This is a genomic window from Pseudonocardia sp. ICBG601 (assembly GCF_020496245.1).
In genome coordinates this window covers 1-26,977 of sequence record NZ_JAHLJA010000092.1, presented here as the reverse complement: position 1 = coordinate 26,977, position 26,977 = coordinate 1, and the positions used below count along the sequence as shown (strand labels likewise).

30 protein-coding genes and 8 pseudogenes are annotated in these 26,977 nt (G+C 72.6%); 12 read left to right on the top strand and 26 right to left on the bottom strand.

Annotated features, from left to right (window positions below):
• Positions 1-10: 10 nt before the first annotated feature.
• On the bottom strand, positions 11-403 hold the full coding sequence (locus KPL57_RS24640) for a VOC family protein (RefSeq protein WP_226353346.1): 393 nt from the start codon (positions 401-403) through the stop codon (positions 11-13).
• A gap of 26 nt (positions 404-429) precedes the next feature.
• On the opposite strand from KPL57_RS24640, the pseudogene KPL57_RS24635 reads away from it, so the two are divergent.
• Positions 430-1,339: pseudogene (locus tag KPL57_RS24635) on the top strand (IS5 family transposase); the annotation flags it as partial.
• 212 nt (positions 1,340-1,551) lie between these two features.
• Complete coding sequence (locus tag KPL57_RS24630) at positions 1,552-1,776, top strand: hypothetical protein (RefSeq protein WP_226353345.1); 225 nt, start codon at positions 1,552-1,554, stop codon at positions 1,774-1,776.
• 118 nt (positions 1,777-1,894) lie between these two features.
• Here the strand turns inward: KPL57_RS24630 and KPL57_RS67205 are convergent, their stop codons facing one another.
• The 4 genes and pseudogenes from KPL57_RS67205 to KPL57_RS24615 all read right to left on the bottom strand — a co-directional run bounded on the left by KPL57_RS67205 (position 1,895) and on the right by KPL57_RS24615 (position 3,629).
• Complete coding sequence (locus KPL57_RS67205) at positions 1,895-2,488, bottom strand: metallophosphoesterase family protein (RefSeq protein ID WP_308252988.1); 594 nt, start codon at positions 2,486-2,488, stop codon at positions 1,895-1,897.
• A gap of 55 nt (positions 2,489-2,543) precedes the next feature.
• Positions 2,544-2,666, bottom strand: a pseudogene (locus tag KPL57_RS70130) (metallophosphoesterase); the annotation flags it as partial.
• Positions 2,667-2,865: 199 nt separating this feature from the next.
• Complete coding sequence (locus tag KPL57_RS24620; protein ID WP_226353344.1) at positions 2,866-3,399, bottom strand: transposase family protein; 534 nt, start codon at positions 3,397-3,399, stop codon at positions 2,866-2,868.
• Positions 3,396-3,629, bottom strand: coding sequence for a hypothetical protein (locus tag KPL57_RS24615; protein ID WP_226353343.1), 234 nt, complete (start codon positions 3,627-3,629; stop codon positions 3,396-3,398). Before KPL57_RS24615 ends, KPL57_RS24620 begins: the two co-directional genes overlap by 4 nt.
• 128 nt (positions 3,630-3,757) lie before the next feature.
• On the opposite strand from KPL57_RS24615, the gene KPL57_RS24610 reads away from it, so the two are divergent.
• The gene (locus KPL57_RS24610) at positions 3,758-3,976 is read left to right on the top strand and encodes an alpha/beta fold hydrolase (RefSeq protein WP_226353342.1); all 219 of its coding nucleotides are present in this window, start codon (positions 3,758-3,760) and stop codon (positions 3,974-3,976) included.
• Positions 3,977-4,152: 176 nt separating this feature from the next.
• Positions 4,153-5,352 (top strand): phosphoglycerate dehydrogenase, encoded by a 1,200-nt coding sequence (gene serA / locus KPL57_RS24605; RefSeq protein WP_226353341.1) that lies wholly within the window; start codon positions 4,153-4,155, stop codon positions 5,350-5,352.
• A 3-nt stretch (positions 5,353-5,355) separates the two neighbouring features.
• On the opposite strand, the gene KPL57_RS24600 is transcribed toward serA, so the two are convergent.
• The 3 genes from KPL57_RS24600 to KPL57_RS24590 all read right to left on the bottom strand — a co-directional run bounded on the left by KPL57_RS24600 (position 5,356) and on the right by KPL57_RS24590 (position 6,505).
• Positions 5,356-5,841, bottom strand: coding sequence for a hypothetical protein (locus tag KPL57_RS24600; RefSeq protein ID WP_226353340.1), 486 nt, complete (start codon positions 5,839-5,841; stop codon positions 5,356-5,358).
• 190 nt (positions 5,842-6,031) lie between these two features.
• Entirely contained in the window at positions 6,032-6,169 is a 138-nt protein-coding gene (locus KPL57_RS24595) for a hypothetical protein (protein ID WP_226353339.1), read from the bottom strand.
• Positions 6,170-6,205: 36 nt separating this feature from the next.
• On the bottom strand, positions 6,206-6,505 hold the full coding sequence (locus KPL57_RS24590; RefSeq protein ID WP_226353338.1) for a GNAT family N-acetyltransferase: 300 nt from the start codon (positions 6,503-6,505) through the stop codon (positions 6,206-6,208).
• A 145-nt stretch (positions 6,506-6,650) separates the two neighbouring features.
• Between KPL57_RS24590 and KPL57_RS24585 the strand changes: the two genes are divergently transcribed.
• Positions 6,651-6,803, top strand: coding sequence for a hypothetical protein (locus tag KPL57_RS24585; RefSeq protein WP_226353337.1), 153 nt, complete (start codon positions 6,651-6,653; stop codon positions 6,801-6,803).
• Between the two features lie 94 nt (positions 6,804-6,897).
• Here the strand turns inward: KPL57_RS24585 and KPL57_RS24580 are convergent, their stop codons facing one another.
• Positions 6,898-7,695, bottom strand: coding sequence for a transposase family protein (locus KPL57_RS24580; RefSeq protein WP_226351139.1), 798 nt, complete (start codon positions 7,693-7,695; stop codon positions 6,898-6,900).
• Between the two features lie 120 nt (positions 7,696-7,815).
• On the opposite strand from KPL57_RS24580, the gene KPL57_RS24575 reads away from it, so the two are divergent.
• A complete protein-coding gene (locus KPL57_RS24575) occupies positions 7,816-8,322 on the top strand; it encodes an Lsr2 family protein (RefSeq protein ID WP_308187960.1) in 507 nt (168 codons plus the stop codon).
• Positions 8,323-8,359: 37 nt separating this feature from the next.
• On the opposite strand, the pseudogene KPL57_RS24570 reads toward KPL57_RS24575, so the two are convergent.
• Positions 8,360-11,704: pseudogene (locus KPL57_RS24570) on the bottom strand (arabinosyltransferase domain-containing protein); the annotation flags it as partial.
• A 124-nt stretch (positions 11,705-11,828) separates the two neighbouring features.
• Complete coding sequence (locus KPL57_RS24565; protein ID WP_226353336.1) at positions 11,829-12,482, bottom strand: antibiotic biosynthesis monooxygenase; 654 nt, start codon at positions 12,480-12,482, stop codon at positions 11,829-11,831.
• Between the two features lie 153 nt (positions 12,483-12,635).
• On the opposite strand from KPL57_RS24565, the pseudogene KPL57_RS24560 reads away from it, so the two are divergent.
• A pseudogene (locus KPL57_RS24560) lies at positions 12,636-13,090 on the top strand (N-acetyltransferase family protein).
• 692 nt (positions 13,091-13,782) lie between these two features.
• Here KPL57_RS24560 and KPL57_RS24555 read toward each other — a convergent pair.
• Together KPL57_RS24555 and KPL57_RS67195 are read right to left on the bottom strand one after the other, a co-directional pair.
• Positions 13,783-14,076 (bottom strand): hypothetical protein, encoded by a 294-nt coding sequence (locus KPL57_RS24555; RefSeq protein ID WP_226353335.1) that lies wholly within the window; start codon positions 14,074-14,076, stop codon positions 13,783-13,785.
• A gap of 202 nt (positions 14,077-14,278) precedes the next feature.
• Positions 14,279-14,389, bottom strand: a pseudogene (locus KPL57_RS67195) (TetR family transcriptional regulator); the annotation flags it as partial.
• 120 nt (positions 14,390-14,509) lie between these two features.
• On the opposite strand from KPL57_RS67195, the gene KPL57_RS24545 reads away from it, so the two are divergent.
• The 5 genes from KPL57_RS24545 to KPL57_RS24525 all read left to right on the top strand — a co-directional run bounded on the left by KPL57_RS24545 (position 14,510) and on the right by KPL57_RS24525 (position 18,007).
• A complete protein-coding gene (locus tag KPL57_RS24545; RefSeq protein ID WP_226353334.1) occupies positions 14,510-14,938 on the top strand; it encodes an alcohol dehydrogenase catalytic domain-containing protein in 429 nt (142 codons plus the stop codon).
• Between the two features lie 36 nt (positions 14,939-14,974).
• The gene (locus KPL57_RS24540; RefSeq protein ID WP_226353333.1) at positions 14,975-15,421 is read left to right on the top strand and encodes a zinc-binding dehydrogenase; all 447 of its coding nucleotides are present in this window, start codon (positions 14,975-14,977) and stop codon (positions 15,419-15,421) included.
• 418 nt (positions 15,422-15,839) lie between these two features.
• Positions 15,840-16,271 (top strand): hypothetical protein, encoded by a 432-nt coding sequence (locus KPL57_RS24535; protein ID WP_226353332.1) that lies wholly within the window; start codon positions 15,840-15,842, stop codon positions 16,269-16,271.
• A gap of 150 nt (positions 16,272-16,421) precedes the next feature.
• The gene (locus KPL57_RS24530; RefSeq protein WP_226353331.1) at positions 16,422-17,321 is read left to right on the top strand and encodes a triacylglycerol lipase; all 900 of its coding nucleotides are present in this window, start codon (positions 16,422-16,424) and stop codon (positions 17,319-17,321) included.
• A gap of 17 nt (positions 17,322-17,338) precedes the next feature.
• Positions 17,339-18,007 carry a pentapeptide repeat-containing protein gene (locus KPL57_RS24525; RefSeq protein ID WP_226353330.1) on the top strand — a complete coding sequence of 223 codons (669 nt, stop codon included), beginning with the start codon at positions 17,339-17,341 and terminating at the stop codon, positions 18,005-18,007.
• A 6-nt stretch (positions 18,008-18,013) separates the two neighbouring features.
• On the opposite strand, the gene KPL57_RS24520 is transcribed toward KPL57_RS24525, so the two are convergent.
• The 13 genes and pseudogenes from KPL57_RS24520 to KPL57_RS72635 form a co-directional block, all read right to left on the bottom strand.
• Positions 18,014-18,649 carry a hypothetical protein gene (locus KPL57_RS24520; protein ID WP_226353329.1) on the bottom strand — a complete coding sequence of 212 codons (636 nt, stop codon included), beginning with the start codon at positions 18,647-18,649 and terminating at the stop codon, positions 18,014-18,016.
• A 120-nt stretch (positions 18,650-18,769) separates the two neighbouring features.
• On the bottom strand, positions 18,770-19,507 hold the full coding sequence (locus KPL57_RS24515) for a hypothetical protein (RefSeq protein ID WP_226353328.1): 738 nt from the start codon (positions 19,505-19,507) through the stop codon (positions 18,770-18,772).
• A 213-nt stretch (positions 19,508-19,720) separates the two neighbouring features.
• Positions 19,721-20,719: a hypothetical protein gene (locus KPL57_RS24510; RefSeq protein WP_226353327.1), complete on the bottom strand. Its 999-nt coding sequence runs from the start codon at positions 20,717-20,719 to the stop codon at positions 19,721-19,723.
• A 104-nt stretch (positions 20,720-20,823) separates the two neighbouring features.
• Positions 20,824-21,752 (bottom strand): annotated as a pseudogene (locus KPL57_RS24505) (biotin-dependent carboxyltransferase family protein).
• Between the two features lie 38 nt (positions 21,753-21,790).
• The gene (locus KPL57_RS24500; RefSeq protein ID WP_226353326.1) at positions 21,791-22,045 is read right to left on the bottom strand and encodes a hypothetical protein; all 255 of its coding nucleotides are present in this window, start codon (positions 22,043-22,045) and stop codon (positions 21,791-21,793) included.
• A gap of 44 nt (positions 22,046-22,089) precedes the next feature.
• Positions 22,090-23,313 carry an ISAs1 family transposase gene (locus KPL57_RS24495; protein WP_226351754.1) on the bottom strand — a complete coding sequence of 408 codons (1,224 nt, stop codon included), beginning with the start codon at positions 23,311-23,313 and terminating at the stop codon, positions 22,090-22,092.
• A 99-nt stretch (positions 23,314-23,412) separates the two neighbouring features.
• The gene (locus KPL57_RS24490) at positions 23,413-24,051 is read right to left on the bottom strand and encodes an allophanate hydrolase subunit 1 (RefSeq protein WP_226353325.1); all 639 of its coding nucleotides are present in this window, start codon (positions 24,049-24,051) and stop codon (positions 23,413-23,415) included.
• 72 nt (positions 24,052-24,123) lie between these two features.
• On the bottom strand, positions 24,124-25,017 hold the full coding sequence (locus KPL57_RS70125; protein WP_226353324.1) for an ATP-grasp domain-containing protein: 894 nt from the start codon (positions 25,015-25,017) through the stop codon (positions 24,124-24,126).
• A gap of 121 nt (positions 25,018-25,138) precedes the next feature.
• Positions 25,139-25,402: pseudogene (locus KPL57_RS24480) on the bottom strand (biotin carboxylase N-terminal domain-containing protein); the annotation flags it as partial.
• Positions 25,399-25,644, bottom strand: coding sequence for an acetyl-CoA carboxylase (locus KPL57_RS24475; RefSeq protein ID WP_020625095.1), 246 nt, complete (start codon positions 25,642-25,644; stop codon positions 25,399-25,401). The gene KPL57_RS24475 and the pseudogene KPL57_RS24480, both read right to left, overlap by 4 nt.
• Positions 25,645-25,659: 15 nt before the next feature.
• Complete coding sequence (gene pxpA / locus KPL57_RS24470; protein WP_226353323.1) at positions 25,660-26,385, bottom strand: 5-oxoprolinase subunit PxpA; 726 nt, start codon at positions 26,383-26,385, stop codon at positions 25,660-25,662.
• A gap of 134 nt (positions 26,386-26,519) precedes the next feature.
• Complete coding sequence (locus tag KPL57_RS67180) at positions 26,520-26,645, bottom strand: hypothetical protein (protein WP_264198500.1); 126 nt, start codon at positions 26,643-26,645, stop codon at positions 26,520-26,522.
• A gap of 98 nt (positions 26,646-26,743) precedes the next feature.
• A pseudogene (locus tag KPL57_RS72635) lies at positions 26,744-26,788 on the bottom strand (hypothetical protein); the annotation flags it as partial.
• Positions 26,789-26,977 lie beyond the last annotated feature (189 nt).

Here is a 26,977-nt window from a genome sequence, read left to right as displayed (position 1 = left end):
CACCGTCCGCTCAGGGCGCGACGAGCTCCACCTCGAAGCCCTCGGCGTTCTCCAGGAACAGCGCGGTGTGGTCCGGGCCGCCGGCGTGCGGGTAGGTCTCGCCGAACAGCTCGGACCACCCGTGCGCTGCGCAGTCCGCCCGCAGCGCGTCGAGCCGGGCGCGACCGGGCACGGTCAGGGCCAGATGGTTCAGGCCCGGCCGCATGCGGTCGTGCACGCCGTGGACGGCGGGCGACTGCTCCAGGACTACGTACACGCCCGACGGATGGGTCCAGATCCGTCCGTGGTCCCAGTCGTCGCCACGCAGGGTCCAGCCGAGCCCGGTGAGGGGCCAGTGGAACGACGGCGCCGTCCCGGCGAGGTCCCGGGTCCAGAGTTCGAGATGATGGATGGCGGCAGTCACCGGGGCATCTTAGAGCGTGTTTGGAAATGGTGGGTGTGTCGGGATGGTCGACACGGCTGGGGTGCTCCATCGTGGTCGGCATGCAGGAACGACCGCGCCGGTACCCCTCGGACACCAGTGATGCCCAGTGGGTGGTGATCGAGCCGTTGTTACCGCCGCTCGCGCGGCGGGGGCGGCCTGTTGCTCATGCTCGTCGGGACGTGCTGGACGCGATCTTGTATGTCGTGCGGACCGGGTGTGCCTGGCGGGCGTTGCCGGTGGACTTCCCGCCCTGGCAGACCGTCTACTGGTACTTCAACCAGTGGGAACAGCAGAAGGTCACCGAGAAGATCCTCCCGGTCGTGCGGGGGCAGTTACGTATCGCCGAGGGCCGTGATCCGGAGCCGAGTGCGGGGATCATCGATTCCCAGTCGGTCAAGGGCGCCGACACCGTCGGCCAGGACTCCCGCGGCTACGACGCCGGGAAGAAGACAGGCGGACGGAAACGGTTCATCGTGACCGACACCCTCGGTCTGCTGCTGACCACGATGGTGTGCTCGGCCTCGGTACAGGACCGCGACGGCGCCAAGCCGATCCTGCTCAACCTCTACCTGCGCACCAGGGTGCGGTTCGTCTACGCCGACGCCGGCTTCGCCGGGCGACTGCTCGACTGGGCCGCCACGATCCTGCAGACAACGATCGAGATCATCCGCAAGCCACCCGAGCAGCGCGGATTCACCGTCCTCCCACGAAGGTGGGTGGTCGAACGGACCCTGGCCTGGCTCACCGCACACCGACGCCTGGCCCGAGACTACGAACGCCACCCCACCACATCCGAAGCCATGATCCGCTGGGCCGCGATCAACACCATCACCCGCCGCATCGCCCGTGGATACCCCGCCACCCGCCAGCAGAAACACACGACACCCTCAACCCACTAGAATTTCCAAACACGCTCTTAGTGCTGAGCCGATAATGCACGTTATGACAGTTCGAGTGCTGCGAGGAGGGTCCGCGATCCACCCCGGCGCCCCGTCGCCCGATCTGCTAGGACTGCCATGGCGCCGGCGAGCGCGCCCAGTTCCGGCAGGCGTTCGTGGGTGGCGTCGGCACGGCCGCCCTGGTGTCCAGCCGGTGCCCGGCGTGCCATGGACCGGGAAGGCGGGCGCGTGATGCTCTCGGAGTGGTGGATCGTCGCCGCGGCAGTGGTCGGCGTCGTTGCCGTGCTGTCGATCGGCGAGTTGATCATTCGCAGGCGGCGACAGGCGCGGGTGGCGGGTTTCCAGGCGAGGGTCGACCGCCTTCGCGAGGAGCTGGCCGAAGCCGTGGAGAAGGTCGAGGACGACGCGCAGCAGCAGGCGCCCGACGCCCGGAAAGCGATGGGCGGCGAGTAGCACGACAGCGGCCCCGCCAGGAGAACCGGCACCGTGGTCGCCCTCAACCAGGACAAGGGCCTGCTCCCGGAGTTCCTGGACTGCGCTACGTCAACGCCTTCCTGTACGAGCGGGCCGCCTACTCCCGAGGCGAGACCTGCTCCTGCGGCGACGACCGACACCTCACCAACCTTGAGCCTGCTGCGTGTCGGTCATCGCCCGGTGCGAACGTGGTGAGCGCCTCCGCATCGCTGGCGGCGGCACGAACGAAGTAGTCAACCCAGTCCTGCCGGTCGGGGAAGGTCGACTCCCCGACGATCTGGGCGCACGCTGCGTCGACGTCGACGATGGTTCGCCGCATCGAGACTCCTCCGGCGCGCAGTAGCACCCAGTGTCCGCCCGAACGGCCGTATGGCATGCCCACGCTGCCAGGGTTGATCACCTGCCGCCGATCGACCAACCTGACGAACGGCATGTGGGTATGACCGCACACAACTGTCCGGACCGAGTCGGCTAGTCCGGCGAATGCTTCGGCCCACCGCTCGAGGCGAGTGTCAACGAGAACGACCTCGTCGTCGGCGCGCGGTGTTCCGTGGCAGAAGGTCACTGGCCCGAATCCCTCGATCTCCAGCGTGATCGGGTGCGGCAGTCCGGCCAACAGGTCGATGTGCTCGGGCGAGAGCTGCTCGGCAGCCCACGTCGTCACCCGCGTCCGGGACATCGAGTTGCTCACCCCGCGCGAGCGCGACCAGCTCACGATCGGCGTTGCCGCGCACGAGAACGACCCGCTCCCCCAGCGCCGAGAGTCGGTCGAGCACGTCGACCGGTTGAGGACCAGAGGCATGGTCGCCGGTGACGACCACGAGGTCGGCAGCCCTCACCTCCGGCTCGGCCAGCACGGCATCGAGCATGGGCAGGACCCCATGGACATCGGACAAGACCGCCACGGTGTTCAACACACCATCGATCCTGGCACTCAGCGCGCCGTTCAGAGTCAGCCTTCAGCGAACGCGACCATGCGGGGCTGAAATCCTGTCCAGGAGCGCCGAACATCGACGATTCGAATACTGTTGGTGCCTCTGCAGAACCTTGAGGCTTATTCAGGCTCCGTCAGGTAAGTGCGTAGAAGATGAGTCCGATGACTGCCGAGATCGTCGTTTTAAATGTGGCGTAGGGTCGGCGGTAGTCTGTGTGGAGAACTTTCCACGACTTGATATGGGCGATGACTCGCTCGATGGTGGCGCGTGTGCGGTTGAGGCTCTTGTTGAATGTTTTCTGCCAGTCGAGAAGTTCCCGGCCGGGTTGTTTTTTGAACGGGGTGAGCATGCCGCGCCCGATGTAGCCTTTATCGCCGATCGGTGGGTATGTGGCGAGGTGGTCGAGGGCGCCGGATTGGTCGAGGCAATGTAGGTCGTGTCGGGAGCCTGGGGTCGGGTCGGAGATCCACGACAGCTGCCCTTCCAGGGTGGCTGCGACCTGGACGACGACGCCGGTGGTGCGATGCTTGCCCGACCACAGACCTGGTACGGCGGTCCATGACCAGCAGGGCAGCAGGGTTCCGTCGATGATGTACTGCCGATCGGCACGAAGCTCCTCCGCAGTCGGAACTACACTCCGCAGCGCCTGCGCCAGCAACGGTGTCACCCCGCGATCGCTCGACTGACCGTCGACTGCGACACCCCGTAGGTTTCCGCCAACTCCCACTGCACACGATTCCCGCGCAGATACGCCAACGTGATCACCACCGACCAGAACAATCCCAGAATCGGCGGCCAAGGCCGTCGCAGGCCAGTCGCGTTCCGCTGATCCTGCTCATGCACCAGAGCGGCAAGATCCTGAATCTCATCACGCCGAAAGCCAGTGGTATAGTACATACTGCGACAGCCCATTCATCTCGGATTGATTCGACAAACCAATCTTCGCGATGGACGGGCTGTCGCCCAACCCGACACGCCGGGCTAGATCGTTATTTCACGGGCCCTGAATAAGCCTCAATACGTGGTTGGAGCTGCCTTCGTTGGACGCACCGACACTGGTACTACACGGGACGGCTGACCAGCTCACTCCGGTGGAGAACGGCGTCCGCCTCGCCGGCCGGATTCCCGGTGCCCATCTGACGCTGTTCGACGGCGCCCGGCATGCGTACTTCCTCGAACGCAGGGAAGAAGCGAGCGTTGCAGTAGTGGACTTTCTCGACTCGCACTCAGACGCTCTCGATTGAGTCCTCTCCGGCCCCGTCCCGATCACGACCCAGGTGCGTCGAAGAGGCCCGTTCGCCGGCGGAGGGCGGTGGAGGTGGCTGCGCCGGGCCTCCCGTTCCACTCCCGTGACGACTCCGGAACGCCCCGCTCCCCGGCCCCGATACCCCCGCGCCACCCGGCGTCCTAGGTTGGACACGTGAAGGTCCTGCTGCTGGAAAACATCCACCCCGGCGCCGCCGAGGCGTTCCGACGCGACGGCTTCGAGGTCGAGACCCGACCCGGGTCACTCAGCGGCGACGAACTGCGCGAGGCGCTCGACGGTGTGCAGCTGCTCGGCATCCGCTCCAACACCACGATCACCGCCGAGGTGCTCGACGCCGCGAAGGATCTGCTCGCCGTCGGCTGCTTCTGCATCGGCACGAACCAGGTCGACCTCGCCGCGGCCGCCGAGCGCGGCATCGCGGTGTTCAACGCGCCGTACTCCAACACGCGCAGCGTCGTCGAGCTGGTCATCGGCGAGATCGTCGTCCTGGCGCGGCGGTTGACCGAGAAGACCCAGCGGATGCACGAGGGCGTCTGGGACAAGTCGGCCAAGGGTGCCCACGAGATCCGCGGCCGCACCCTGGGCATCGTCGGGTACGGCAACATCGGCACCCAGCTGTCCAACATGGCCGAGGCCATCGGCCTGCAGGTCGTGTTCTACGACACCGCCGACCGGCTCGCCCACGGCAACGCCCGGCGGATGCCGAGCCTGGACGCCCTGCTGGCCGAGTCCGACGTCGTCTCCATCCACGTCGACGGCCGCCCCGGCAACGCCGGTCTGTTCGGCGCCGAGCAGTTCGCCCGGATGAAGCCCCGCTCGATGTTCATCAACGCCTCGCGCGGCATGGTCATCGACGAGCTGGCGCTGCGGGAGAACATCCTGTCCGGGCACATCGCGGGTGCCGCCGTCGACGTGTTCCCGGTCGAGCCCAAGGCCCAGGGTGACCGGTTCGACTCGCCGTTGCGCGGCCTGGACAACGTGATCCTCACTCCGCACATCGGCGGATCCACCCAGGAGGCGCAGGAGGGCATCGGGGCGTTCGTCTCGCGCAAGCTGCTCGACTTCGTGCAACTGGGCGCCACTCCCCTGTCGGTCAACCTGCCCAATGTCAGCGCCCCGAACCCGCCCGGGGTGTTCCGGACCGCCTACCTGCACACGAGCACCCCGGGCGTGCTCGCCGACATCAACCGGCTGCTGGCCGACGCCGGCGTCAACATCGTCGGGCAGGCGCTGTCCACGGGTGGCGACCTCGGCTACGTGCTGACCGACACCGACCAGGTCCTGCCCGAGGACGTGCTGTCGGCGCTCCGCCGGGCCGCGCAGACCGTCTGGCTGCGCTCCTTCCGGCTCTGAGGCTCACGCACAGGCGTTCGCGCCGTATGCCTCGACGTCGGAGGGGTGCATCGGCCCGTGCACCCCGTGGAAGACGACGAACTCGACGCCGGTCGGGCGGTGGAACAACCCGCCCGTCCGGCGTCGGTCGTCGGTACACCAGCGGAGCGCAGCGGTACCCGAACACGGCCCGTGCCCAGCCTTCGGCCTCGCCGCGCGCCAGCGGCTCCGACCCGGTGACGGCGAGCTCCCAGATCCCCACACCGGCCGCCGGGGAGCTCGTGTCCGGCGAGGTCGAGGCACCAGCGTCAGCTCGCCGGCCCCCCGCATCGCCGGGACGACGGTCCGCACACTGTGCCAGTCGGGCACCGGCTGCGGGTAGGGGTAGGCCAGCAGTCCCGCGCGCAGCGCGGTGACCGGTCCCCCGTGTCGTTCGTGGATCAGCTGTGCCAGATCCACCGAACGCTTGCGGCGCAGGTCGGCGTTGACCAGACGCGCTTCGACCGTCATTCCCGTGGCCCTCATTCCCGTCCCCGCGCCCCGGGGACGGACCTCCGGCGCTGAGGCGGCGCGGTGGGGCCCGACGCCCGGGTGGGAGGACCCTCGAACGGTCCGGCGTCGGCACCGTGTTCTACGGCTCGTAGAGCATTCTAGATCACATCTCGCAGCCGGGCGAGAGCGGGATCACATGATGGTCCGATCACACCTCGCGCCGGTAATGCGCGCTCAACGGATCGACCGGGTAGTCGGCGAACGGCGGGCAGCGGACGAACCCGAAACGCTCGTAGAGCCGCCGGGCCGGGGCCCAGTACTCCCCCGAGCCCGTCTCCAGGTACACCGCCCGGTGTCCGCGTTCGCGCGCCGCGTCGAGCAGTCAGGTCAGCACCGCGGCGCCCACACCGCGACCGCGGGCGTGCTCGGCCGTCCGCATGGACTTGATCTCCGCGGCCGGGTGCTCGGGCACCGACCCGGCCGCCAACGTGCTCAGCGCGCCGCAGCCGAGCAGGGCGTCGTCGTCGCGGGCGACCCACAGGGTCACCCCGGGCCCGCGGAGCCCGTCGAGGTCCAGGGCGTGTGTGCTCTCCGGCGGCCCCTGGGTGTGCATGTCGGCGACGTGCCCGGCGAGGAACCCCTGGACCTCCGCCCCGGACAGGTCGTCGGTGTCGATCTCCATGTGTACCGTCCCCGTCCTCCCCCGGCCGGCCCTGCTCAAGAATTGCTCAAATACCGCGCCGACCCATTCGACGCGCTCCTATCGTCGGTGCATCGCACTTTCACCGGCGGCGGGTGGCCGCGTACCGACCGGCGAGGAGAACATCGTGAGCGCAGTCGTCGCAGTAGTGCTGGTCATTGTCCTGATCGCCCTCGCCGTCCTGATCGGGACGCTCCGCGAGGTGCGCCCGACCAGGCCGAGCATCGTCCGGTCGCGCGAGGTCCGGCGTTCCGCCCGACCGGGCGCCCACGGTTCCTGAAGCCTCGTCGTTATGCTTCCGGCGACCCCGGGTGAATCCGGGACGGCGAACCGGGAGGAACTGCAGTGAGCCTTTCCCAACCTGTTTGTGCTGGTCAGGCGGTGGTGATCATGAGGGTCTGGATCGCTGCGACGAGCTGAGCAGCCTGGGAGGGGCTGGAGCGGATCTTGCGGAGGATCTTCCAGTTCTTCAGCTCGGCGTTGACCCGCTCACCCGGTGCCCGCCGTCGGGCGTGAGCGGCGTTGACGGCCTTCTGATTCGCTGACAGGGGCCGGTACCGGCCGGTGTCGAGATCGCGGCGTCGGCGTCGGTGCGGGACGGTGATCGCGGGACCGCCGCCCTGGTAGGCGGTGTCAGCGACCGCCCGCACCCCGGTGGTGTTGACCGCGTCGATGATCCCGTGGATCCGGGCAGCGCCCATGTCGTGCCGTGCCCCCGGTAGCGGCGGGGAGATCCACACCAGCCGACCCGCGGGGTCGGCGATGACCTGCACATTCAGCCCGTGACACTTGTGCTTCCCGCTATAGAACGCCCGGTCATAGCCCGAGCCCATGCCGACCCGGTCGATACGCAGCAGCGTCCCGTCCAGGATCACGAACGCCTTCCCGGCCGCGACCGTGATGGCCTGCTCCAGGGTCGGCGCGAGCGCAGCGAGCAGCCCGATCGCCTCGGCGACATACCGGGACACCGTGGACTTCCCGACTCTGAATCCGCTGGCCAGGTCGGTGTAGGTCTCGCCCTTACGTAGGTGCGCGAGCACGAGCAGGGCTTGGCGGGCCGGGGTCAGGAGCCGCCACCGGGTCCCGATCCGGCGACGATGTCCGCGCAGCAGCCCGGCCAGGACACGAACCGTGCGAGTGGACATCGACATCCCGGATGGGTAGGACAACACGCGGGGCTCCTCGGTAGGCGGTGGCGCGACAGCTATCCGTCTACCAGGAGCCCCACCCATCTCACGACAAGCCACGCACCTCACACCCCTGACCAGCACAAACAGGTTGGGAAAGGCTCAGTGGCGAAGGTCGAGACGATCCGGCTGGTCGACGACATCACCGGCGGCGACGCCGCCGAGACCGTCGATTTCGGGCTCGACGGTCGCCGGTTCGAGATCGACCTGACCGCGGACAACGCCGCGGCGCTGCGGGAGGCGCTCGCGCCGTTCCTCGGGGTCGCGCGCGCCGCGGGGTCCCCACGCACCGGACGCAATGCGGGAGTGCCCGCGCAGACCGCCCGACGCAGCGGTGCGAGCGGCTCGGACACCGCGACCCGCGAGCACAACCGAGCCGTGCGCGCCTGGGCCCGGGAGAACGGCTGGACGCTGTCCGAGCGGGGCCGCATCCCGTCCGAGGTCGTCGAGGCCCACCGGCGGGCCCAGGACGGCGGCGCGGCGAGCACCGCCACGCCGGCGCCCGCTGCCGAGGCCGTCCCGGAGGCGACCCCCGAGGCCGAGACCCGGGCCGAGGCGCCCGCGAAGCGCAGGAAGCCCTCCGCGGCACCCGCGGTCGAGTTCAGCGGCTGATCCCGCTCCCCCGGGCCCCCGACGGCCCGGGGGCCCGTCACCGGCTCGGCGACGGGATGCCCGGCGGCGGCGCCGGCAGCGGACCGGAGCTGTAGAGCCCGGAGCGGTCGACGTCGCGACGTTCCAGGGTCGGCGCGACCGCGTTCGGCCGGTACGGCTGGATCGCCTGCACCTTCCCCCAGTCCCGGCCGGGGTCGCCCTCGAGGTAGGTGGGCAGCTCCGTCTGCTTGCCGATCACGGTGATCCAGCCCAGCGGGCCGCCGGCCTGCGGGGACGACCAGCCCTCGCCGTCGCCGCGCATCTGGCTGCCGTCGGCCTGCAACCGGTAGGCCGGGACCTCGGCGATCCCGCCGGAGGTCCGGAACGGGCGCAGGCAGGGGCTGGCCAGCGACACCGGGTACTCCAGGAACATCGGCTGGTTGCCCACGACCTGCGGCAGCGGTGCCAGCTGCGGCGCGCGCAGCGGTGCGACCGCCAGCCACCCGTCCGCCCCGAGCGAATTGTCCTGCACGACCATCCGGACCTCGGTCGCCGCGCGGGCGGTCTCGGGCAGGTCGAACCGCAGCTCGCGCCACGGCATCTCCTCCACCCGCCCGTCGTCGAGGGTGGTCTGCTCGACCACGCGGACCCGCCCGTCGGACAGCCGCGTCGCGTACTGGATGGTCAGCCGGTTCCCGTTGCCCAGGCGCCCGGCCGCGGTCACGACCAACGGCGTGCTGCCGGCGCGCTGTTCGGCGGTGAGCAGCACCCAGGGGGTGCGCAGGGTGCCGGTGTTGCGGTCGCCGTGGGGCAGGTAGCTGCCGAACGCCGGCGCCGCGTCGCTGCCCAGGCCGCCGGACAGCACGTACTCGAACCCGGACGCCCCCGTCCCGCCGCCGGTCGGCGGGATGCCGTTGCGGACGAAGCCGCTGCCCCCGCTGTTCGGGTCGAGCAGCTGGGCGTCGGGGCTGTTCGCCGGGACGACACCCGGCGGCAGCGGCGCCGGGGTCGCGGTCGGCTCCCCCGGCGGGGGCGGCGGGGCGACGGTCGGCAGCAGCCCGGAGCGGGCCGGTGCGGCCATCCCGGTCGGTTCCGGGGCGGGGGGCAGCACACCGTCGACGGGCCGGCGCTCGGCGAACACCTGGCTGGCGAGCCCGCAGGACCCGCCGAACGGGTGCGACAGCGCGTCGGCGCCCATCGTCCAGGTGCCGGAGCGGTCCTGGATCGCCGAGACCATCGACCACACGTTGAACGTGACGAGCAGCCCGCACAGCACCGCCAGCGGCGCGGAGGTGAGCCGCAGGCGCCGGGTCGCCCGCAGCGCCGAGGACGCGTCGCGGCGCCAGTCCCGGGCCCGGACCCAGCGGCCCACCAGCGGAATCCGGCCCAGCGTCCGTTCGACGCCGGCGAGCTGGTCGGGGTGCCGCTGCTCGCGGATGCCGCGCAGGTGCTCGACCCCGGCGCCCGCGGCCAACAGCAGCGCGACGAGCAGCAGGATCGTGGAGAGCTCGTAGCCGACGACCGTGACCTGCTCACCGGCCCACGGCACGCCCCAGTTGTTGGTGTACCACCACAGGTTCGGCCCGGCCGCGGACAGCGCCGCCACCAGGAACACCGCGGACAGGAACGCGAGCCGGTTGCGCAGCGAGCGCAGGACGTCCGAGCCGGTGGCGATCGCGGCCAGCGCCACCATGCCGGAACCCAGACCGACGAGATCGCCGAAGTGGTGGGTCCACTTCGTCGGGGTCAACGCGAAGATCAGCAGCGCGATCACGGTGCTGCCGATGAGGCGCTGGGCGGGCCCGAGCGCGGCGCCCGGGATGCGGTTGCGCCGGATCAGCACGACCACGCAGGCCAGCAGACACAGGATGACCAGCAGGATCGGGAACCGGCGGGCGATGGAGCCGTCCGCGAGCCCCTCGAACAACGGCGCGTAGCGCTGGGCGATCTCGGTGTACCAGGGCCAGTCCGGCCCGATGTCGGACCGCAGCCGCGTGGAGTCGATCACCGCTGCCCAACTCTGGTCGGCCCAGGCGATCATCAGGATGGCGGTGCCCGAGGCCAGCAGCGGCGCCAGCACCGGTACCGCGCCGACGGTCCGGATCCGGGCCGCGAGCAGGTGCCACAGCGGGCGCACACCGGCGATGAACGGCGCGATCGCGATCAGCCCCGCCGGGTTCGCCCCGACCGCCATCGAGGCAGCGAACAGGCCGAGCGCGATCGGGAGCAGCCGCTGCAGCGCCAGCGCCCGCTCCACGCAGACCAGCGCCAGCAGCGAGCACACGACGACGACCGGCTCGGGACGCAGCCCGGAGTTGTAGGCCATCCAGAACGCCAGGAACACCATCCCCGCGGCCCAGGTGGCGGCGCGGGAGCGGCGGGCCTGACGGCCCAGGCGCGGCAGCAGCCCGCGGGAGACCAGCCACCAGGCCATGATCCCATCAGCACCGAGGGCAGCCGCAGCCAGAGCAGCGAGTCCGAGACCCGCACCCACAGCGCGTAGAGGTCGTAGAACCAGCCGAACGGCGCCTCCGCGGCGTCGTACCAGCGGTAGTAGTTGCCGACGTAGCCCGAGGTCGGGACGTCGCGCACGATGCCGAGGGTGAACCCGTCGTCGGAGGTCTGGCCCCCGATCGCGGCCCACCCGACCAGCACGACGGTGACGATCAGGTCGATCGGTCGCGGCCGGGCGCGGGACCACCAGCGACGCAGCCGCGGCGGCCACCGGCCGGCGAGACCGCCGATGGCGTCGCGGCCGGCTCGGTGCGGGCTGCGCCCCAGGTGCCGGTCGACCCCGGCCAGCGCGAGCAGCGAGCCCAGCAACGCCACCGCGGCGACCGCGGTGGCGGCGGTCTTCCACACCGAGGGGCTGGTGTCGAAGCGGGTGTCCGGGGTGATCCGGACCGCGGTGCCCGTGGTCGGGTCGAGCTCGGTGTCCAGGTCGGAGTAGATCCCCACGACCTGCGGCCTCAGGTCCCCCTCGAACGTCTGCGCCCCGGCACCCAGGTCGATCGTCGTCGACGTGCCCTCGGAGGTGATCCGGACCTCCGACGGGCCGGCCCGCAGCGGCGCCGTGGCGAGCTGCTGGCCGCGGTCGACCAGCGCGAGCTGGCCGTCGGCGACGGTCAGGACCATCCCGGAGCGTGCGCCCTCCGGCGACTCCGGCGGGACGGTGGACAGCACCGTGGCGGTGCCGTCGGTGCGGTCGTCGAGGCTGCGGATCGTGTCGGCGGGGACGACCACCGACATCGTCTCCGGGCGCAGCGCGACCAGCGGCGAGTTGACGTCGGCGGTGCCGGTGGCGGCCGACGGCCAGACGATCGTGGTCGTGTGCTGCACCACGGGCAGGAAGGGCACCGCGACGGCGAGCACGAACGCCAGGAGGCCGAGCCGGCCCGCCCAGCGCAGGCGTCGACGGTCGCGGAGCGTGTCGACCGGAGCCGGCGCGGCGACCGTCGCTTCGGAGGTGAGCACCGAACGACGGTAGCGGCCTCGCTCCGCGTGATCCGGGGAGCCCCCAGGGGTGATCAGCCCACCGGGACGTGGTGCCGGTCGCGGAACCGACGGCCCTGCAGCCACCACCCCAGAACCCGGGTGATCCAGGGCAGCATCACGTACACCATGATCGGGGTCAGGACGATCGTCGTCACCGCCAGCCGCGGCACGACGGGCCAGTCCGCGATCAGCGCACCGAGGGTCACCGTGGCGAGCAGGTTCATCGGGAAGAAGACGAGCCAGATCGTCGTCGCCTGCTTCCAGCGCGGCGGGGTGATCTGGGGCGGGCCCGCGGTCTCGACCGCGGCGGGCTGGTCGAACCAGCCCTCGATGCCGGTGCGGCGCTCGGCCCGGGTCATCTCGGCCAGGCCCTGGGCGGAGCCGAGCCACCAGCGGCGCTCCGGGCTGGCCTCCCATCGCCCGAGTGACTCCGGGGAGTCGAAGCGGGCCAGCATGTGCCACTCGTCGGAGCCGTCGCGGCTGCGGACCCAGCCGCCGCCGAGGAAGCCGGGGAACCCTTCGGCCATGAGCAGGCCGGCGCGGATCCAGGCCGTCATCTCCGCGGCGTGACCGGGATCGGCGCGACGGGTGAACGAGACCGTGACGGGGTCGCCGCCGGCCGGTGCGGGAGCGGACGCGGCGGCGGGGGTGGTGCCGTCGGCCCGGTCGTGGGTGTCGGTGGACATGCCGGCCATGGTGACCGCTCCCCCGGCGGACGCCCAGTCCGGCCGCACGACATCACTCCGGGACACTCTCCGGGCAGCCTGCTCCCCGCAGGCTGCTCCCCCGTCGTTCCGTGCCGTGTCGTCCTGTGTCGTTCCGTGTCGAGAGGTCCCACCGTGCCCACACCCGTCCTGCGCCGGGCCACGGCCCGTGACGTCCCCGCCGTCGTCGCGCTGCTGGCCGACGACCCGCTCGGCGCCGCTCGCGAGACCCCGGACGACCTGGCTCCCTACCTCGCCGCGTTCGCCGAGGTCGACGGCGACCCCCGGCACCTGCTCCTGGTCGCCGACGACGAGGGCACGGTGGTCGGGACCCTGCAGCTCACGCTGCTCCGGGGCTGGCCCGCCGGGGCGCGCTGCGGGCCCGGATCGAGGCCGTCCGGGTGGCCGCGTCCCGGCGCGGCGACGGCCTCGGGGCGACCATGGTCCGGTACGCCGTCGACGAGGCCCGCCGTCGTGGCGCGGTGCTCGTCCAGCTCACCTCCGACCGGTCCCGGACCGACGCCCACCGGTTCTACGAGCGGCTCGGGTTCACCCGGACCCACGACGGGTTCAGCCTCTCCCTGATCTGATCGCTGCTCCCCCGGCGAGCGGCGGGCTCGGTGGTCGAGGCGGGTTCTGTGTCGTTGTTTCGCTGACGATGAGAACGCGTCAATGATTCATTGACTGCAGAGGAGGAGCCCTGGTCCGGTGGACCGAGCCGTAGCCGACAACCGGGACTCGGTCACGTCACGGGACGACAACCGACGTCTGGATGGGCCGGCTCCCCCTCGCGCCCGGCGGACGTTGTGGCGTACCGGTCTGTCCCACGGCGCATCCCGCCGGTAGCGAGGGATGAGAGAGCGCCGCGGGGGCTGCGGCAACGACAAAGCTCCTACGACCCGGCGGCAACCCGGGGCCCCGTACAGCGCCGTTCAGGGCGGCCTGAACGGCTCCTGGACCGTCCGGCACCACACGGCGGCACTCGGGCCACCGGGCGCGCCGAGCGCACCGCTACGGGCCTCCGGTGCCGGTCCCCGCTCCCCGCCGACCGGCTCGGGTCCACCCGGCCCCATCACGGGCTCGGTCTCTCCTGGCCCGAGTACCGCCTCCCTGCCCTGGGCGTCGTCCTGGCAGATCTGTGGTCGTCGTGTGGATGACCATCAGAAGGTGTCAACGCTACATTGACATAGAGAGGCAGAGGCCGAGATCCCGCCGCCGAGCGGGCGGTGGACCGGCTCCGGCGGTGGTCGAGGATCGCGCCGGCTCCTCCGCAGCGGAGGTGTTACGACGATCCGGGACCTCCGTCCTCGGCCGGCCCGGGGGACGTCCGAGGCGGTGCCGCCATCGCCGTACGCAGCTCGGCGGTGGCCTCGGCCATGAGCTCGGCGAGTGTGGCGTCCTCCTCGGCCAGCCAGCGGGAGACGGCTCGCCGGTGGATCGCCAGGACCACATCGACGAGGAAGCGCGCCGTACCGGGGTCGCCACCCCGGCGTTCGAGAGCCGGGGCCAGTGCCTCCGCGATGTCGGCGAGCTTGATCAGATCGCGCTCGGCCAGCGCCGGGTTGGCCGCGATCACCCTCCCGCGGCCGCCGGAGGTACCCGCGCGGGCGGAGAAGGCCCTCGGCGCTCCCCAGTGCGGACAGGAGCACGTCGATCGGCGCCAGACCGGGGTCGGCCGCCTCCACCTGCTCGACGAGGTGCGCCTCGATCTCCCCGCCGGCGAAGAGGACCTCCCGCTTGTCGGGGAAGTAGCGGTAGAACGAGCGCTCCTTGAGGCCTGCGGCGTCCGCGATCTGCGCGACCGAGGTGCGGTCGAACCCGTGGGTCTCGAACAGGTCCAGGGCCGCGCGTTCGAGCCGGCCCTGTGCGTCGGATTCCCAGCGCGGCATACCCGCCAGGATACGACAACAGACACTGTCGTCGCCTGCTACCGTTGGCGACAACAGGTGCTGTCATCACTGAGGGACCGTCATGAGAGCTCTGCAGTTCCACAGGTTCGGCTCCCCGAAGTGATCGTGCTCGCGGAGGTAGCCCGGCCCGAGCCGGGCCCCGGCCGCATCCGGATCTCCGTGCAGGCCTGCGGGCTGACACCGGCCGACTGGCACCTGGCGGACGGTCTGCTCGCCGACGTCCTCCCGGTTCTGCCCCGTGGCCTCGGCCTGGAGGTGGCGGGCACCGTCGATGCGCTCGGCCCGGGAGTCCACGACGTCCGCATCGGAGACCGTGTGTTCGGCCCGGCCTGCTTCGACGGTCCGACGGCCGGCGCCGCCGAGTACGCGCTCATGCCGGCCTGGGCACCCGTTCCCGAGGGGGTCACCGCCGAGCAGGCCGCCGCGCTGCCGGTGGCGGCCGAGACCGCGTGGCGTGCGCTCGACGACCTCGGTGTCCGGCCGGGCGAGCTGCTACTCGTCCACGGCGCGGGGCACCACCGTGGGTGAGACGGCCGTGCGCCTCGCACGGCACCGGGTGTGCGGGTGATCGCCACCGCCGGGCCGACCCGGACTGCCGCCCTGGAACAGGTCGGTGCCCGGGTCACGCCCTACGGGGAGGGAATGGTCGCGCGCGTCCGCCGGCTGGCCCGGGGACCGGTGGACCGCGCGCTGGACGCCACGCCGACCGGGGGGCGGATAGACCGCGCCGACCGGCCCAGCCCGGCAGGCGGCTCGCTGCCGGCCCTGATCGAGCTGACCGGGGTCGCCGACCGCGTCCTCACCGTGTCGGACTTCGCCGCCGCATCCGAGCTGGGCGTCCGGACCAGCACCACGATGCGCTACGACCGGATGGACGGGATCGCCCGGCTCGCGGGCGAGGGCGTCCTGGCCGTGCCGGTCGCCGGCACCTACACCTTCGACCGCGTCCAGGAGGCGGCCTCGCTCAGCCTGTCCCGCCGAACCGGCGGCAAGCTCGTGCTCGTCCCGTGACCGCCCCGTCCACGCGCTAGGTCGCGACCACCCCGGCCGGCTCGGGCGCTCCGCCCGTGTCCTTCGGCGGGGCGACTCCCCCGCCCGACGCCGTGCACGGAGCCGTACGGGGCACCTCAGGGCGATACAGAACCTCCCCGGCGGCGCCCGCCGGGGACCCGGGTCTGGTGACCCGGGTGTGGCCTCGCCGTGCCGGCGCCGGTCGTGCCCGCCCCTCCCCTGTCGTCCGGCCCGGACCGTGTCCCGGCGACCCGCCGACCGTGCGGCCGGGCGTGGCCGCGGTTCCCTCCACCACCACCACGACGGCCGGCCCCGATCCGACGGGGCGGCCGTGTCGCCGTGGCCGTCGGTTCCCCGGCGACACGCCGGGGTCGCCCAACGGTTGACCTCAGGTACGCGTCAATGAACCATTGACTTCATGAGGTACGAGGAAGCGCAGCGCTGGCTGGAACGGGCTGATCCGTCGATCGCGAAACGCCGGGAGTCGATCACCCAGCAGCTGGACGGGATGAAGGAGCGCGCCGCCGACGGCGTCCTCACCCACGACGGGGCCGCCGCCTGGTACGCCCTGGTGCAGGAGATGCGCCGGCTGGCCGACTACTACGAGCGCGACCTGATCCGCACCCTGCGGGCCGGGGGCATGACGTGGAAGGAGGTCGCCGACGCCGTGCAGGCCCAGCTGTCGAGCCGCCAGGCGGCGCAGGCGAAGTGGAAGCGCCTGGTGGATCCGACCCGGCGGACCACCAACGGCAACATGCGCCGCGGCGGACGACCGCGCCAGGACCAGGTCCCCCGGCAGGACACGGCCACAGAGCCGAACGGGCGTGCCGACCCGGATCGGACGGAGTAGCCGCTCCTCCCCCGGACGGCCCTGTCGGGTGACGGTCAGCAACCTCCCCTCGGTGTGGTCGTTGATCCGGTGACGACGGCACCCGAGGAGGCGGCTCGTGACTGGACAGGGCATCGATCGGCGCAGGTGGGCGGCGGTCGTCTCGATCGCGTGGCGGTCTGCACGGTCGGCCTCGCGCTGGTGCCCCCGGCCCAGGCGGCGCCACAGCCCGCACCGGTCGCCTCGCTGACCGACCTGCTCGACCCGCCCCCGCCCGGGTCGAACGACTGGAACTGCCGGCCGTCAGCGGCGCACCCGAACCCGGTCGTGCTCACGCACGGCCTACTGGCCAACCAGGGCAACAACTGGAGCTACATGGCCCCCCGGTTGGCGGAGCGCGGCTACTGCGTGTTCTCGCTGACCTATGGCCGCAACCCCCTCGCACCGCCGCCGCTGACCCAGGTCGGAGGCCTGGCGCCGATGGAGGACAGCGCCGCCGAGCTCGCCGCGTTCGTCGACCGGGTCCGCAGCGCCACCGGAGCGGCGAAGGTCGACATCGTCGGGCACTCCGAAGGCTCGCTGATGCCGAACTACTACGTCCGGTTCCTCGGCGGTGCCGACAAGGTCGAGCGCTACGTCGGCATGACCCCGCTGTGGGACGGCACGACCGTCGCAGGCCTGGACTTCCTCAACCGCACCGGCCAGCAGCTGGGCCTCGGTCCGGCCGTCGGCCTCGTCCTGGACCCGCTGTGCGTGTCCTGCCGGCAGTTCCTGCGCGGCTCGGACTTCCTGGAGCGGATGAACTCCGACGGCGGGCCGCGCGCCGCCGGCGTCGACTACACCATGATCCTCACCCGCTACGACGAGCTGGTCGTCCCCTACACCTCGGGCCTGATGGACGGGGCGCACAACATCGTCCTGCAGGACGGGTGCCCGACCGACCTCGCCGAGCACGGCGCCGTCGCGTTCGACCCGGTCGCTCTCCAGCATGTGTTCAACGCCCTGGATCCGGAGCACCCGCGCCCGGTGCAGTGCCTTCCGGTGGGCCCGGACGCCCCCACCGCACGCTGACCTGCCAGGCTGTCGCCGTGGTGGCGGTGACGACGGAGGCCGAGCTCGTCGCGGCGGCTCGTGCCGGTGGCGAGGTGGACGCGCCGCGCCTGGACGAGGCCGACCTGCGCGAGACCGACCTCGCCGGGCTGGTCCTGCGGGGCGGCTCGCTCGCGGGCGCCGACCTGCGCGGTGTGCGGTTGGACCGGGCACGGATCTCCGGCACCTCGTTGGCGGGCGCCGACCTGCGCGAGGCCGACCTGACCGACGCCGTGCTGAGCGGGGTGGACCTGTCCGGGGCCCGGCTGGCCGGGGCGACCCTCGGCGACACCCGGTTCACCGGCTGCCGGATGATCGGCACGGCCCTGCGCGGTCTGCGGGGGCTGACGGCCTCGTTCGTGCTGGACGACTGCTCGCTGCAGCTGGCGGACGTGCGTGACGTCGCGATGCGCGGGCTGCGGGTCGCCGACTGCGACCTCTCCGAGGCCGACCTGTCGGGCGCCGACCTGCGCGACGTCCGGTTCGAGCGGTGCCGGCTGCGCGGCACGGTGCTGCGTTCGACCCGCCTCGACGGTGCCGACCTACGGGGCTGCGACCTCGGCGAGGTCACCCCGGACACCCCCCGCGAGCTGCGCGGGGCGATCGTCTCCCCCACCCAGGCGAGCGCGATCTGCGCGGCGCTGGGGCTGACGGTGCTCGAGCCGTAGATCCGGTCAGCCGACGGAACGGTCGACGCCGCCGCGGCGCATCGCGTCGTCGATCTGCCCGGCGATCCACGGGTCGTCGTCGCACTCCGGCCCGGCGTCGGTGAGCTGACCGAGCCGGACGACGTCCGCTGCACGGCAGAGCGGTGAGCTGCCGACGCCGTCGGCGGTGTGGTCGTCGAGGAGCACCGGACGCGACGAATCCGCGAGCCGGTCCTGGCGGGCCGCCTCGTCACGGTGGTAGGCGGCGAGCTCGGCGTCCCCGGCGGCGCGGGCCGCCTCGGCCCGCGCCCGTGCCTGGTCACGGAGCTCGGCGGCCACGGTGCTGACCCGGGCCGAGGTCTGTGCGTCGGCTGCGCGGGTGGCGGCGTCGCGGGCACCGCCGACGGCGTCCAGCACGATCTCGCCGCGTCCGGGGACGGCGACCGGCTCGGCCGCATCGGTGGCTCCGCCGTTCGCGCCGTTCGCGCCGTTCGTGACGGCGGCGGTGGCGGCGGTGGGAGTGGGGGTGACGTTCCGGGCCGGGTCCGTGCCGTCGGCGCCGGCGAGGGCGGCGGCCAGGCCGGCGCCGCCGACCAGTGGGACCGTGCCGAACAGGGCCAGGCGGCCGGGCGTGGTGCGTGGACGTCGATGCCGTCCGCTCATCGTGATCGCCTCCTGCCCTGTCGGTAGCCGGAGCCGGAGGGGCTCAAACCTCCCTCGCCCCGTCGGGTGCCAGCGGTGCCGGGTGTCAGCGGGGCACGGTCACGAACCGGACGACACGGCTCACGACGCCTCGGTGCGCGGGGCGCCCCCGGTCGGTGCCGGGGCCGAGGTACCGGTCGGCGCGGGGGCCGCGCTCCCGGACTCGTCGGGCCCGGTGCTGCTCGGCGGGGCCGGGGCGGTGCTCGGGGCAGGCGGGGTCGTGGGGGCCTCGGTCGGCGGCACGGCAGCGCGGCGGCGTGCGTCGGCCTGCTCCCGGGCCCGCTGCTCCTCCGCGCGCCGCTCGGCGGCACGGCGCTCCTGCGCGGCGATCTCCGCGGCCCGGCGCTCGTCGGCGAGCCGCCGCTCCTCGGCGATGCGGGCCGTCGCCGCCCGTACCGCCCCGTCGGCGACGGCGGCCGCGCGCGTCTCGCGGGCCGCGACCGGCACCGTGGTGGGCGTCCCGGTGGGCACCGCGGTGGGCACCGTGGTGGACGTGACCCCGGTGCCGGAGCCGTACCAGCGCGACGGCACGGGGAGCGACGAGGCGTCGTCGGCGGTCGGGCCGGCGGCGAAGGTCGGCACCGGGACGTGGTCGTCGACCCGCTGGTCCGCGGGGGCGACCCCGCCGAGCACCCCGGTACCGAGGAGTCCGGCGACGGTGACCGCGGCGACCAGCACCGCCGGGACGACCCCCGCCAGGGTGACGCGGAGCCGACGGCGGCCCCGCGCCGGCCGGTCCCGGTCCTCGACCGGTCGTGGCGCCTCGCGCGGTGGGTGGGTGTCGTCGCGCCCCGGGAGCGGGCCGCGGCGTGCGGCCACGCCGCGGGCCCGACCGCGGCCGGGCCCGGGCTCCTCGGGTCGGCCGAGCCGGGGTGCCGGTGCCGGCCGGTCACGGGGTGGAGCCGCTCGCCGTGCGCATGGGGTGATGGTGACCGGCGGACGGAGGAACGGCCATGCACCGAACGGGTGCGTCGCGGGCGGGTGGCGTCCCGGTGGGGTGGTCTTCGCGCCACCCGGACGGACCGGTCGGACTCAGCCGCCGAGCAGCGACAGGGCGGGGCCGGGCACCCGGACGTCGACGGGCGGGGTCTCGGCGATCCGCAGGCGGAGCAGCGCCCCGTCCGCGGTGCCGGTGCCCGGGTCGGCCGGCGTGACCGCGCCCGGGGAGCCGCCGGAGGAACCGCCGCCGGCCGGGTCGTCGCCGTTCGGGTCGTCGCCGCGCGGGGTGGGCGTGACGGTCTGCGGCTGCGGGGGTGTCGGCCGGGTCGGGGCGGAGAACCCGGTGTCGCGGTCCCGTCCGGAGAGGTCGCCGGGTGCGGTGTCGTCGACCGGAGCCGGGTCGTCCGGTCTGGTGTCGCCGGGTCTGGTGTCGCCGGGACGTGTGGTGTCGTCGGACGGGGAGGTGACGTCGGAGGGCGTCGTGCCGGCCGGAGGGACGTCCCGGCCGGGGTTCGGCGTGGTCCCCGCGCCGGGCTCGCCGGCGAGCGGACCGGGCGCGGTGCGGTCACCGGCCGCACCACCGGCCACGCCGCCTGGGGCTGCCGGGCCGGTACCGGCTGCGCCACCGGTCGTGGAGCGCGGCTCGACAGCGCGCTGTGCCCCGCCGCCGCCGGACCGGGTCGGACCGGCCCCACCGGCGGACGTGGTCGACGATCCGGGCCTCCCGGACCATCCCTGCTCCCCGGACAAGCCCGGCTGCGGGGAGGCCTCGGGTGCGGCGGCGGGGTGTGCGGCGGCAGGGTGTGCGGCGGCCGCGGCGTCGGCGGCCGCCCGTGCCGGTGCCTGCGCGAGCGGAGCCGGGTCGGCCGGCCGCGCCGGTGCGCCCCCGCCTTCCGCCGTGGGACCGGCGGCGAGCGGCGCGGCCGGGCCGGGATCGGTCTGCTCCGCCTGCCCCGCGACCGGCTGCTCGGTCGGCGTCACGGTGACGACGACCGCCGCGGCGAGGGCGACCGCGCCGACCGCGGAGACCGTCACGGCCAGGACCCGCCTGACCAGCCCGGCGCCCGCCGTCCTCCGGTGCCTGCCGCTCATCGCTCGGTCCTCTCCCACGTCCGGTACCGCCCCGCGTCACCGAGCGTCGAGTCTGGACCAGACGGAGCCGCAGGGCCAGCCCGAACGGGTGAGCGGTCGCGGTGTCACCGCTCCAGTGCGCTGTGCATCCGCCCGAGCCGGTCCTTCCGCTCGGCCCGTAGCGACAGCGCCGTCTCCAGATCGACCGCGACGAACCGGGTGCGGGTGCGCGGCGCCGACTGGGCGACGACGTCGAGGTCCCCGGAGATCACCGTCGCCACCATCATGTAGCCGCCGCCGGACACCGCGTCGCGGTGCAGCACGATCGGCTCGACCCCGCCCGGGACCTGGATGGAGCCGATCGGGTACGGCGAGTCGACGATGTTCGACGGGTCCTGGCCCGCCCCGAACGGCGGCTCCCGGTCGACGGTCTCCAGCTCGCCGCCGGTGTAGCGGAACCCGATCCGGTCCGCGACCGGGGTCAGCGTCCACGTGGTGTCGAGGAAGGTGGCGCGGCCGCGGTCGGTCAGCCGGTGGTCGTAGAGCCCCATCACGACCCGGACCTCGACGTCCTTGGCGAGAGTGGGGCGCAGGTCCTCGGGCACCACGAGCCCCGCGCGGCCGGCTCCGGTCCCGACGGGCAGGACGTCGCCCTCGGCCAGCGGCCGGCCGTCGAGCCCACCCAGGGCGCCGAGGCGTAGGTGGCGCGGCTGCCGAGCTTCTCGGGCACGTCGATCCCGCCGGACACCGCCAGGTAGGCGCGTGCGCCGGCCTTGAGGTAGTCGAAGGCCAGCACGTCGCCCTCGACGACGTCGAAGGACTCCCACACCGGACGGGCTTCGCCGTTGACCTTCGGGGCGATCGTCGCACCGGCCACCGCGACCGTCGCCGGCCCGGTGAACGCCAGCTCCGGGCCCATGTAGACGATCTCCAGGGCGGCGGCGTCGTCCGGGTTCCCGACGAGGGCGTTGGCGCAGGTCAGCGAGTACTGGTCGAGCGCGCCCGACGGCGGGATGCCCAGGTGGTAGTAGCCGGAGCGGCCACCGTCCTGCACGGTGGTCGACAGACCGGGCTTGCGGACCTCGATGCGTGTCACGCGAGCACCTCCAGCAGGCGCTTGTTGTAGCCGTCGGGGTCGTCGAGGAAGGGCTGCAGGTCGAACGCGACCGGGCGGGCGGTGATCCGGTACTCCCCCGCCTGGGCCTGCGCCTCCAGCTGGTCGTACTCGTCGCGGTCGATCCCGCGGAACTTGACCATGTCCCCGGGCCGCATGAAGACCATGTGCTCGGCGAAGTCCGGCTTGGTCTGAGTCGGGTCGTAGATCGGGGCCGGGGTGATCCCGAACATCTGGTACCCACCGGCCCCCCGCACCCAGGGCCCCGGCAAAGTCGCTAGATGATCTTGTAGGTGGTCAGTGGTCGATGGGGGTCGCGGGCGTGGTGGCGGAGTGCTGCGGCGATGTTGCTGACGCCGTGCAGGCGTAGCGCGGTGATCGCGAGGTTCCGCAACGCCGACATGACCTGCGGGGCGTGACCGGTGTGGGCGGTGGCGCGGTCTTCGTCGAAGCAGACATCACGGACCCAGTGCAGGCGATTCTCGATCGACCAGTGCCCACGGATCCAGCGGGCGAGCAGTCCTGGATCGGCGTCGGTGCTGGTCAGGCTGGTGATCGCGTAGGCGGTCTCGGTTCTCCACTTCCCGCCAGGCCGCAGTGGGCGACGCCGGCGCACCAGCTTGATCGCCTGGGATGCGTGGGGGAAGAACTCTGCGCCCAGGTCGGGACAGGGGTGCAGGCTGACCACGCTGATCGTGCGGGTCTCGACGCGGCCGTGCCCACGCCCGCGTTGACGATCAGCGACGCCGATCTGGGTCCAGGGCAGCGCCCGTACCCGTGCCAGCAGCGTGGGCTGGTTCGCTTTGATCGTCATCAGGTAGTGCCCGCCGCGGCGGTGTAGGTAGTCGGCGTGGGCTCGCTGGGTGTGCAGAGCGTCCGCGGTGACCAGTACATCGTCGAGGTCGAGGGGGTCGAGCAGCGCGGTGAACGCGGTGATCTCGCTGCCCTTCTCTGCGACCTGAACCTGGCCGAGCACGCCACCGCTGGTCTGGTCGAGCACCGACACCAGATGCGGGAGCCAGACCCTGCCGTCGGCGGCACGGACGCGGGCGCCGCGCAGGGTCTTGCCGTCCAAGGCCAGCACGCGACGCTGTTCTCGCCGGGGTGTGCCCTCCGCCGCCGGCTGGGCGCTGAGCTGGGGCAACACCCAGGACTGCAACGCCGCCTCCAGCGCCGAGGCGTCGACCCGTTGCAGGACCCGGCGGATGGTCGACTCGTGCGGAGCGACCGCGCCCACCCCGAGCACGTCCAGCACGGCGCGGCCGACGTCATGGGCGTACTCGGCGATCGCGGTGAACGACCGGGCCCCCGCCAACACCGCGCACGCCCCCAGTAGCAACACCGCGAGGACACCGTGGCGGACACCGCGTGGTTTCCGCGGGTCCGGCACTCGCGACAGGGCCTCCACCAGCGACAACCCCGCCGCCTCACCGACCGGCGCGGCTCTCCCCGCGTCAGGACCGACCTCCAGGCCTTCCAGAGCAGCAACGATCGGAGACACTGACACTGCGGACACAGGCTTCCTGACGTGAGCAAGGATTCGACACCCTCATGATCACGCCAAGCCTGTGTCCGCACCCACCCCGCACGTCACCGCAGCTCAGGACCCACCCATCACGACTTTGCCGGGGCCCTGCCCCCGCACCGAGTAGATGCAGGAGAAACAGCCGCCGTAGCCGACCGTCTGCTTCGGGGTGTCGGTCCGCGGACGCAGGTACTTCGGCACGATGATCTGCCGCTCCCGGGGCACCATCTGGTACTTGAACGGCAGACCGGCCACGAACCCGACCATCGAGGTGAACCACGGCGAGCCCGAGTGCGCGGCGATGAACTCCTCCACACCCGAGTAGCCGTTGATCCGGGCCGCGTACTCGATGTCGGTGGCCTCCGGGTCCTGGTGACGGTCCCGGAACCGCAGCAGCGTCTCGGTCGTCCACGGGTCCTGGTAGAGCACCGGGATCTCCACGACCCGGCAGTCCAGGGTGACCCCGAGCGCGTCGCCGACCCGGGCCTCCAGTTCCTTCAGCTGGGAGAGCAGCGCGTGCGGGTCGAGCACGTCGGGGTCGTAGCGCACCTGGTAGGAGGCGTTCGCCGGACAGATCTCCAGGATCCCCTCCGGTCGCTCCTCGCGGAGCAGGTTCGTGATCGCGACGGCCTTGAAGTTGGCCTGCAAACTCATGTCCTCGGCCAGCTCGACGAACACGAACTCGTCACCGCCCCAGCTGTAGCGGGCGCTCATGAGGTCCCCTTCCCTTCGGCCAGCCACTGTTCGAGGGTCCCGGTGTGGAAGTCGGCGTCGGCCACCCACGGCTCACCCCGCCAGGGTGCGGAGCAGCCCGGCCGTGGTCGGGATCCCGGCGACGGAGAACTCGTCGAGCGCGCGCCGGGACCGGGCCAGCGCCTCGGTCCGGTCGGCTCCCCACACCACGACCTTCGCCAGCAGCGAGTCGTAGTACGGCGGGACGGTCCCGTCGGGCTCCAGCCAGGTGTCGCAGCGCACCCACGGCCCGGACGGCAGCGTGACCCGTCCGACGCCGCCGGGTTGGGGCAGGAAGTCCCGCTCCGGGTCCTCTGCGCAGACCCGGAACTCGATCGCGTGCCCGCGCCGTTCGACGGCGTCCTGGGTGAACCGCAGCGGCTCCCCCGCGGCGACGCGCAGCTGCTCGGCGACCAGGTCGATGCCGGTGACGAGCTCGGTGGTGGGGTGCTCGACCTGGATGCGCGTGTTCATCTCGATGAAGAAGAACTCGCCCGTGCGGTCGTCGACGAGGAACTCCACGGTGCCGGCCGAGGTGTAGCCGACCTCGCGGCACAGGGCGACCGCCGCGGCCGTCATGGCGTCCCGGGTCGCCTCGGTGATGCCCGGCGACACGGCCTCCTCGACGACCTTCTGCCTGCGGCGCTGCAGCGAGCACTCCCGCTCGAACAGGTGGACGGCGTCCCGGCCGTCGCCGAGGACCTGCACCTCGACGTGCCGGGCGCGCTCGACGAACCGCTCCAGGTACATGGTGCCGTCGCCGAACGCCTTCTCCGCCTCGGTCGAGGCCTGCCCGAAGGCGGTGCGCAGCTCCTCGGCGTCGGCGACGACCCGGATGCCCCGGCCCCCGCCGCCGGCGGCGGCCTTGAGCATCACCGGGTAGCCGACCTCCTCGGCGGCGGCGACCGCGGCGTCGGCGGCGTCGACCCCGCCGGGGGTGCCGGGCACGGTCGGGACCCCCCGCGGCGCGGGCGACCTCCCGGGCGGCGACCTTGTCACCCATCCGCTCGATCGTCGCCGCGTCCGGGCCGACGAAGGTCAGGCCCGCACCGGCGACGGCGGCGGCGAACGACGCCCGCTCGGACAGGAACCCGTAGCCGGGGTGGACCGCGTCCGCGCCGGTCTCCTTCGCCGCGGCGAGGATCGCGTCGGCCACCAGGTAGGACTTCGACGCGGGCGAGGGCCCGATCGCGACGGCGGTGTCGGCCAGGCGCACGTGCAGGGCGTCGGCGTCGGCCTTGGAGTGCACGGCGACGGTGCCGATGCCCAGGTCCCGGGCTGCCCGGATGATCCGGACGGCGATCTCGCCGCGGTTCGCGACGAGCAGCCTCATGCGGTCTCCACCACCGCCACGGGCTGGCCGGCGTCCACCTCGTCCTCGTCACCGACCAGGAACTCGACGACGGTGCCGGTGGCGCCCGCCGGGATCTGGTGGAAGGACTTCATGACCTCGACCAGGCCGATCGCCTGGTCGTCGGTGACGGCGGCACCGTCCTCGGCGAACGGCGGGCTGCCGGGGTCGGGGCGGCGGTAGAACACGCCGGGGATCGGGGAGACGACCTCGTGTCGGGGCACTGCGGGTACTCCTTCTCAGCTGCTCAGGTGGGGTTTCAACGCGTCGTGCACGGCACGGGCGAGCTCGACGGCGTTCGGGGTGTCGGAGTGCACGCACACCGAGTCCGCGCGCACGGTGAACTCCTTGCCGTTCTCCGAGGTCGCCTTCCCCTCGGTGACCGCGCGCAGGGCGCGTTCCGCGGAACGCACCGGGTCGAACGCCTCGTGCTCCCGGGTGATGATCAGCGAGCCGTCGTCGCGGTAGTCGAGGTCGGCGTAGTACTCGGCGACGAAGCCGGCCGGCCGGTCGCCCCACACCTGCTCGTGCGCGGTGCCGACCATGCCGACGAGCGGGGCGCCGAAGACGTCGGCGGCGTCGGCGATCGCGGCGGCCACCTCCGGGTCACGGGCCGACATGCCGTAGAGCGAGCCGTGCACCTTGACGTGGTTGAGCTCCATGTCGTGGGCACGCAGGAACCCCGCCAACGCACCGATCTGGTACACCACGCCCGCGGTCAGCTCCTCGCGGTCGAGCCTCATCTCACGGCGGCCGAAGCCCTCCCGGTCGGGCAGCGACGGGTGCGCCCCGACCTTCACCCCGTGCCGCTTGGCCAGCGCGACGGTGCGGGTCATGACCCGCGGGTCGGAGGCGTGGAAGCCGCAGGCCACGTTGGCGACGGTCACCCAGGGCATCAGGCCCTCGTCGTCGCCGCAGTGGTAGATCGAGTACGACTCGCCCATGTCGCAGTTGATGTCCACCATGTGCCGGTCTCCCTCCCCTGGTCTCAGGCAGTGTGGCCGGAGGCCTGCGTGATCGCCCGCCAGACGGCCTGTGGTGTCGCGGGCATGTCCACGTGTGGTCACCCCGAGGTGGGCGACGGCGTCGATCACCGCGTTCACCACGGCGGGCGAGGACCGATCGCGCCGGACTCGCCGATCCCCTTGACCCCCATCGGGTTCGTGGGCGACGGGGTGACCAGCTGCTCCAGCTCCAAGTGCGGCAGGTCGGTCGCGGCGGGCACGGCGAGGTAGGACGCCAGGTTGGCCGCCGTCGGGTTGCCGCGTCGTCGAAGGTGGCGTGCTCGTAGAGGGCCTGCCCGATGCCCTGGGCGATGCCGCCGTGCAGCTGACCCTCGACGATCGTGGGTTCACCACGACCCCGCAGTCGTCGACGGCGACGTAAGCGGCGGATCCGGGTGAACCCGGTCTCGGTGTCGACCTCGGTGACGCGCAGACGTGGGTCCCGAACGGCCAGGTGAAGTTCGGCGGGTCGAAGGCCGAGTCCGCGGTCAGGTTCGGCTCCATGCCCTCGGGCAGGTCGTTGGCCAGCGACGCGGCGCCCGCGACCTCCTGG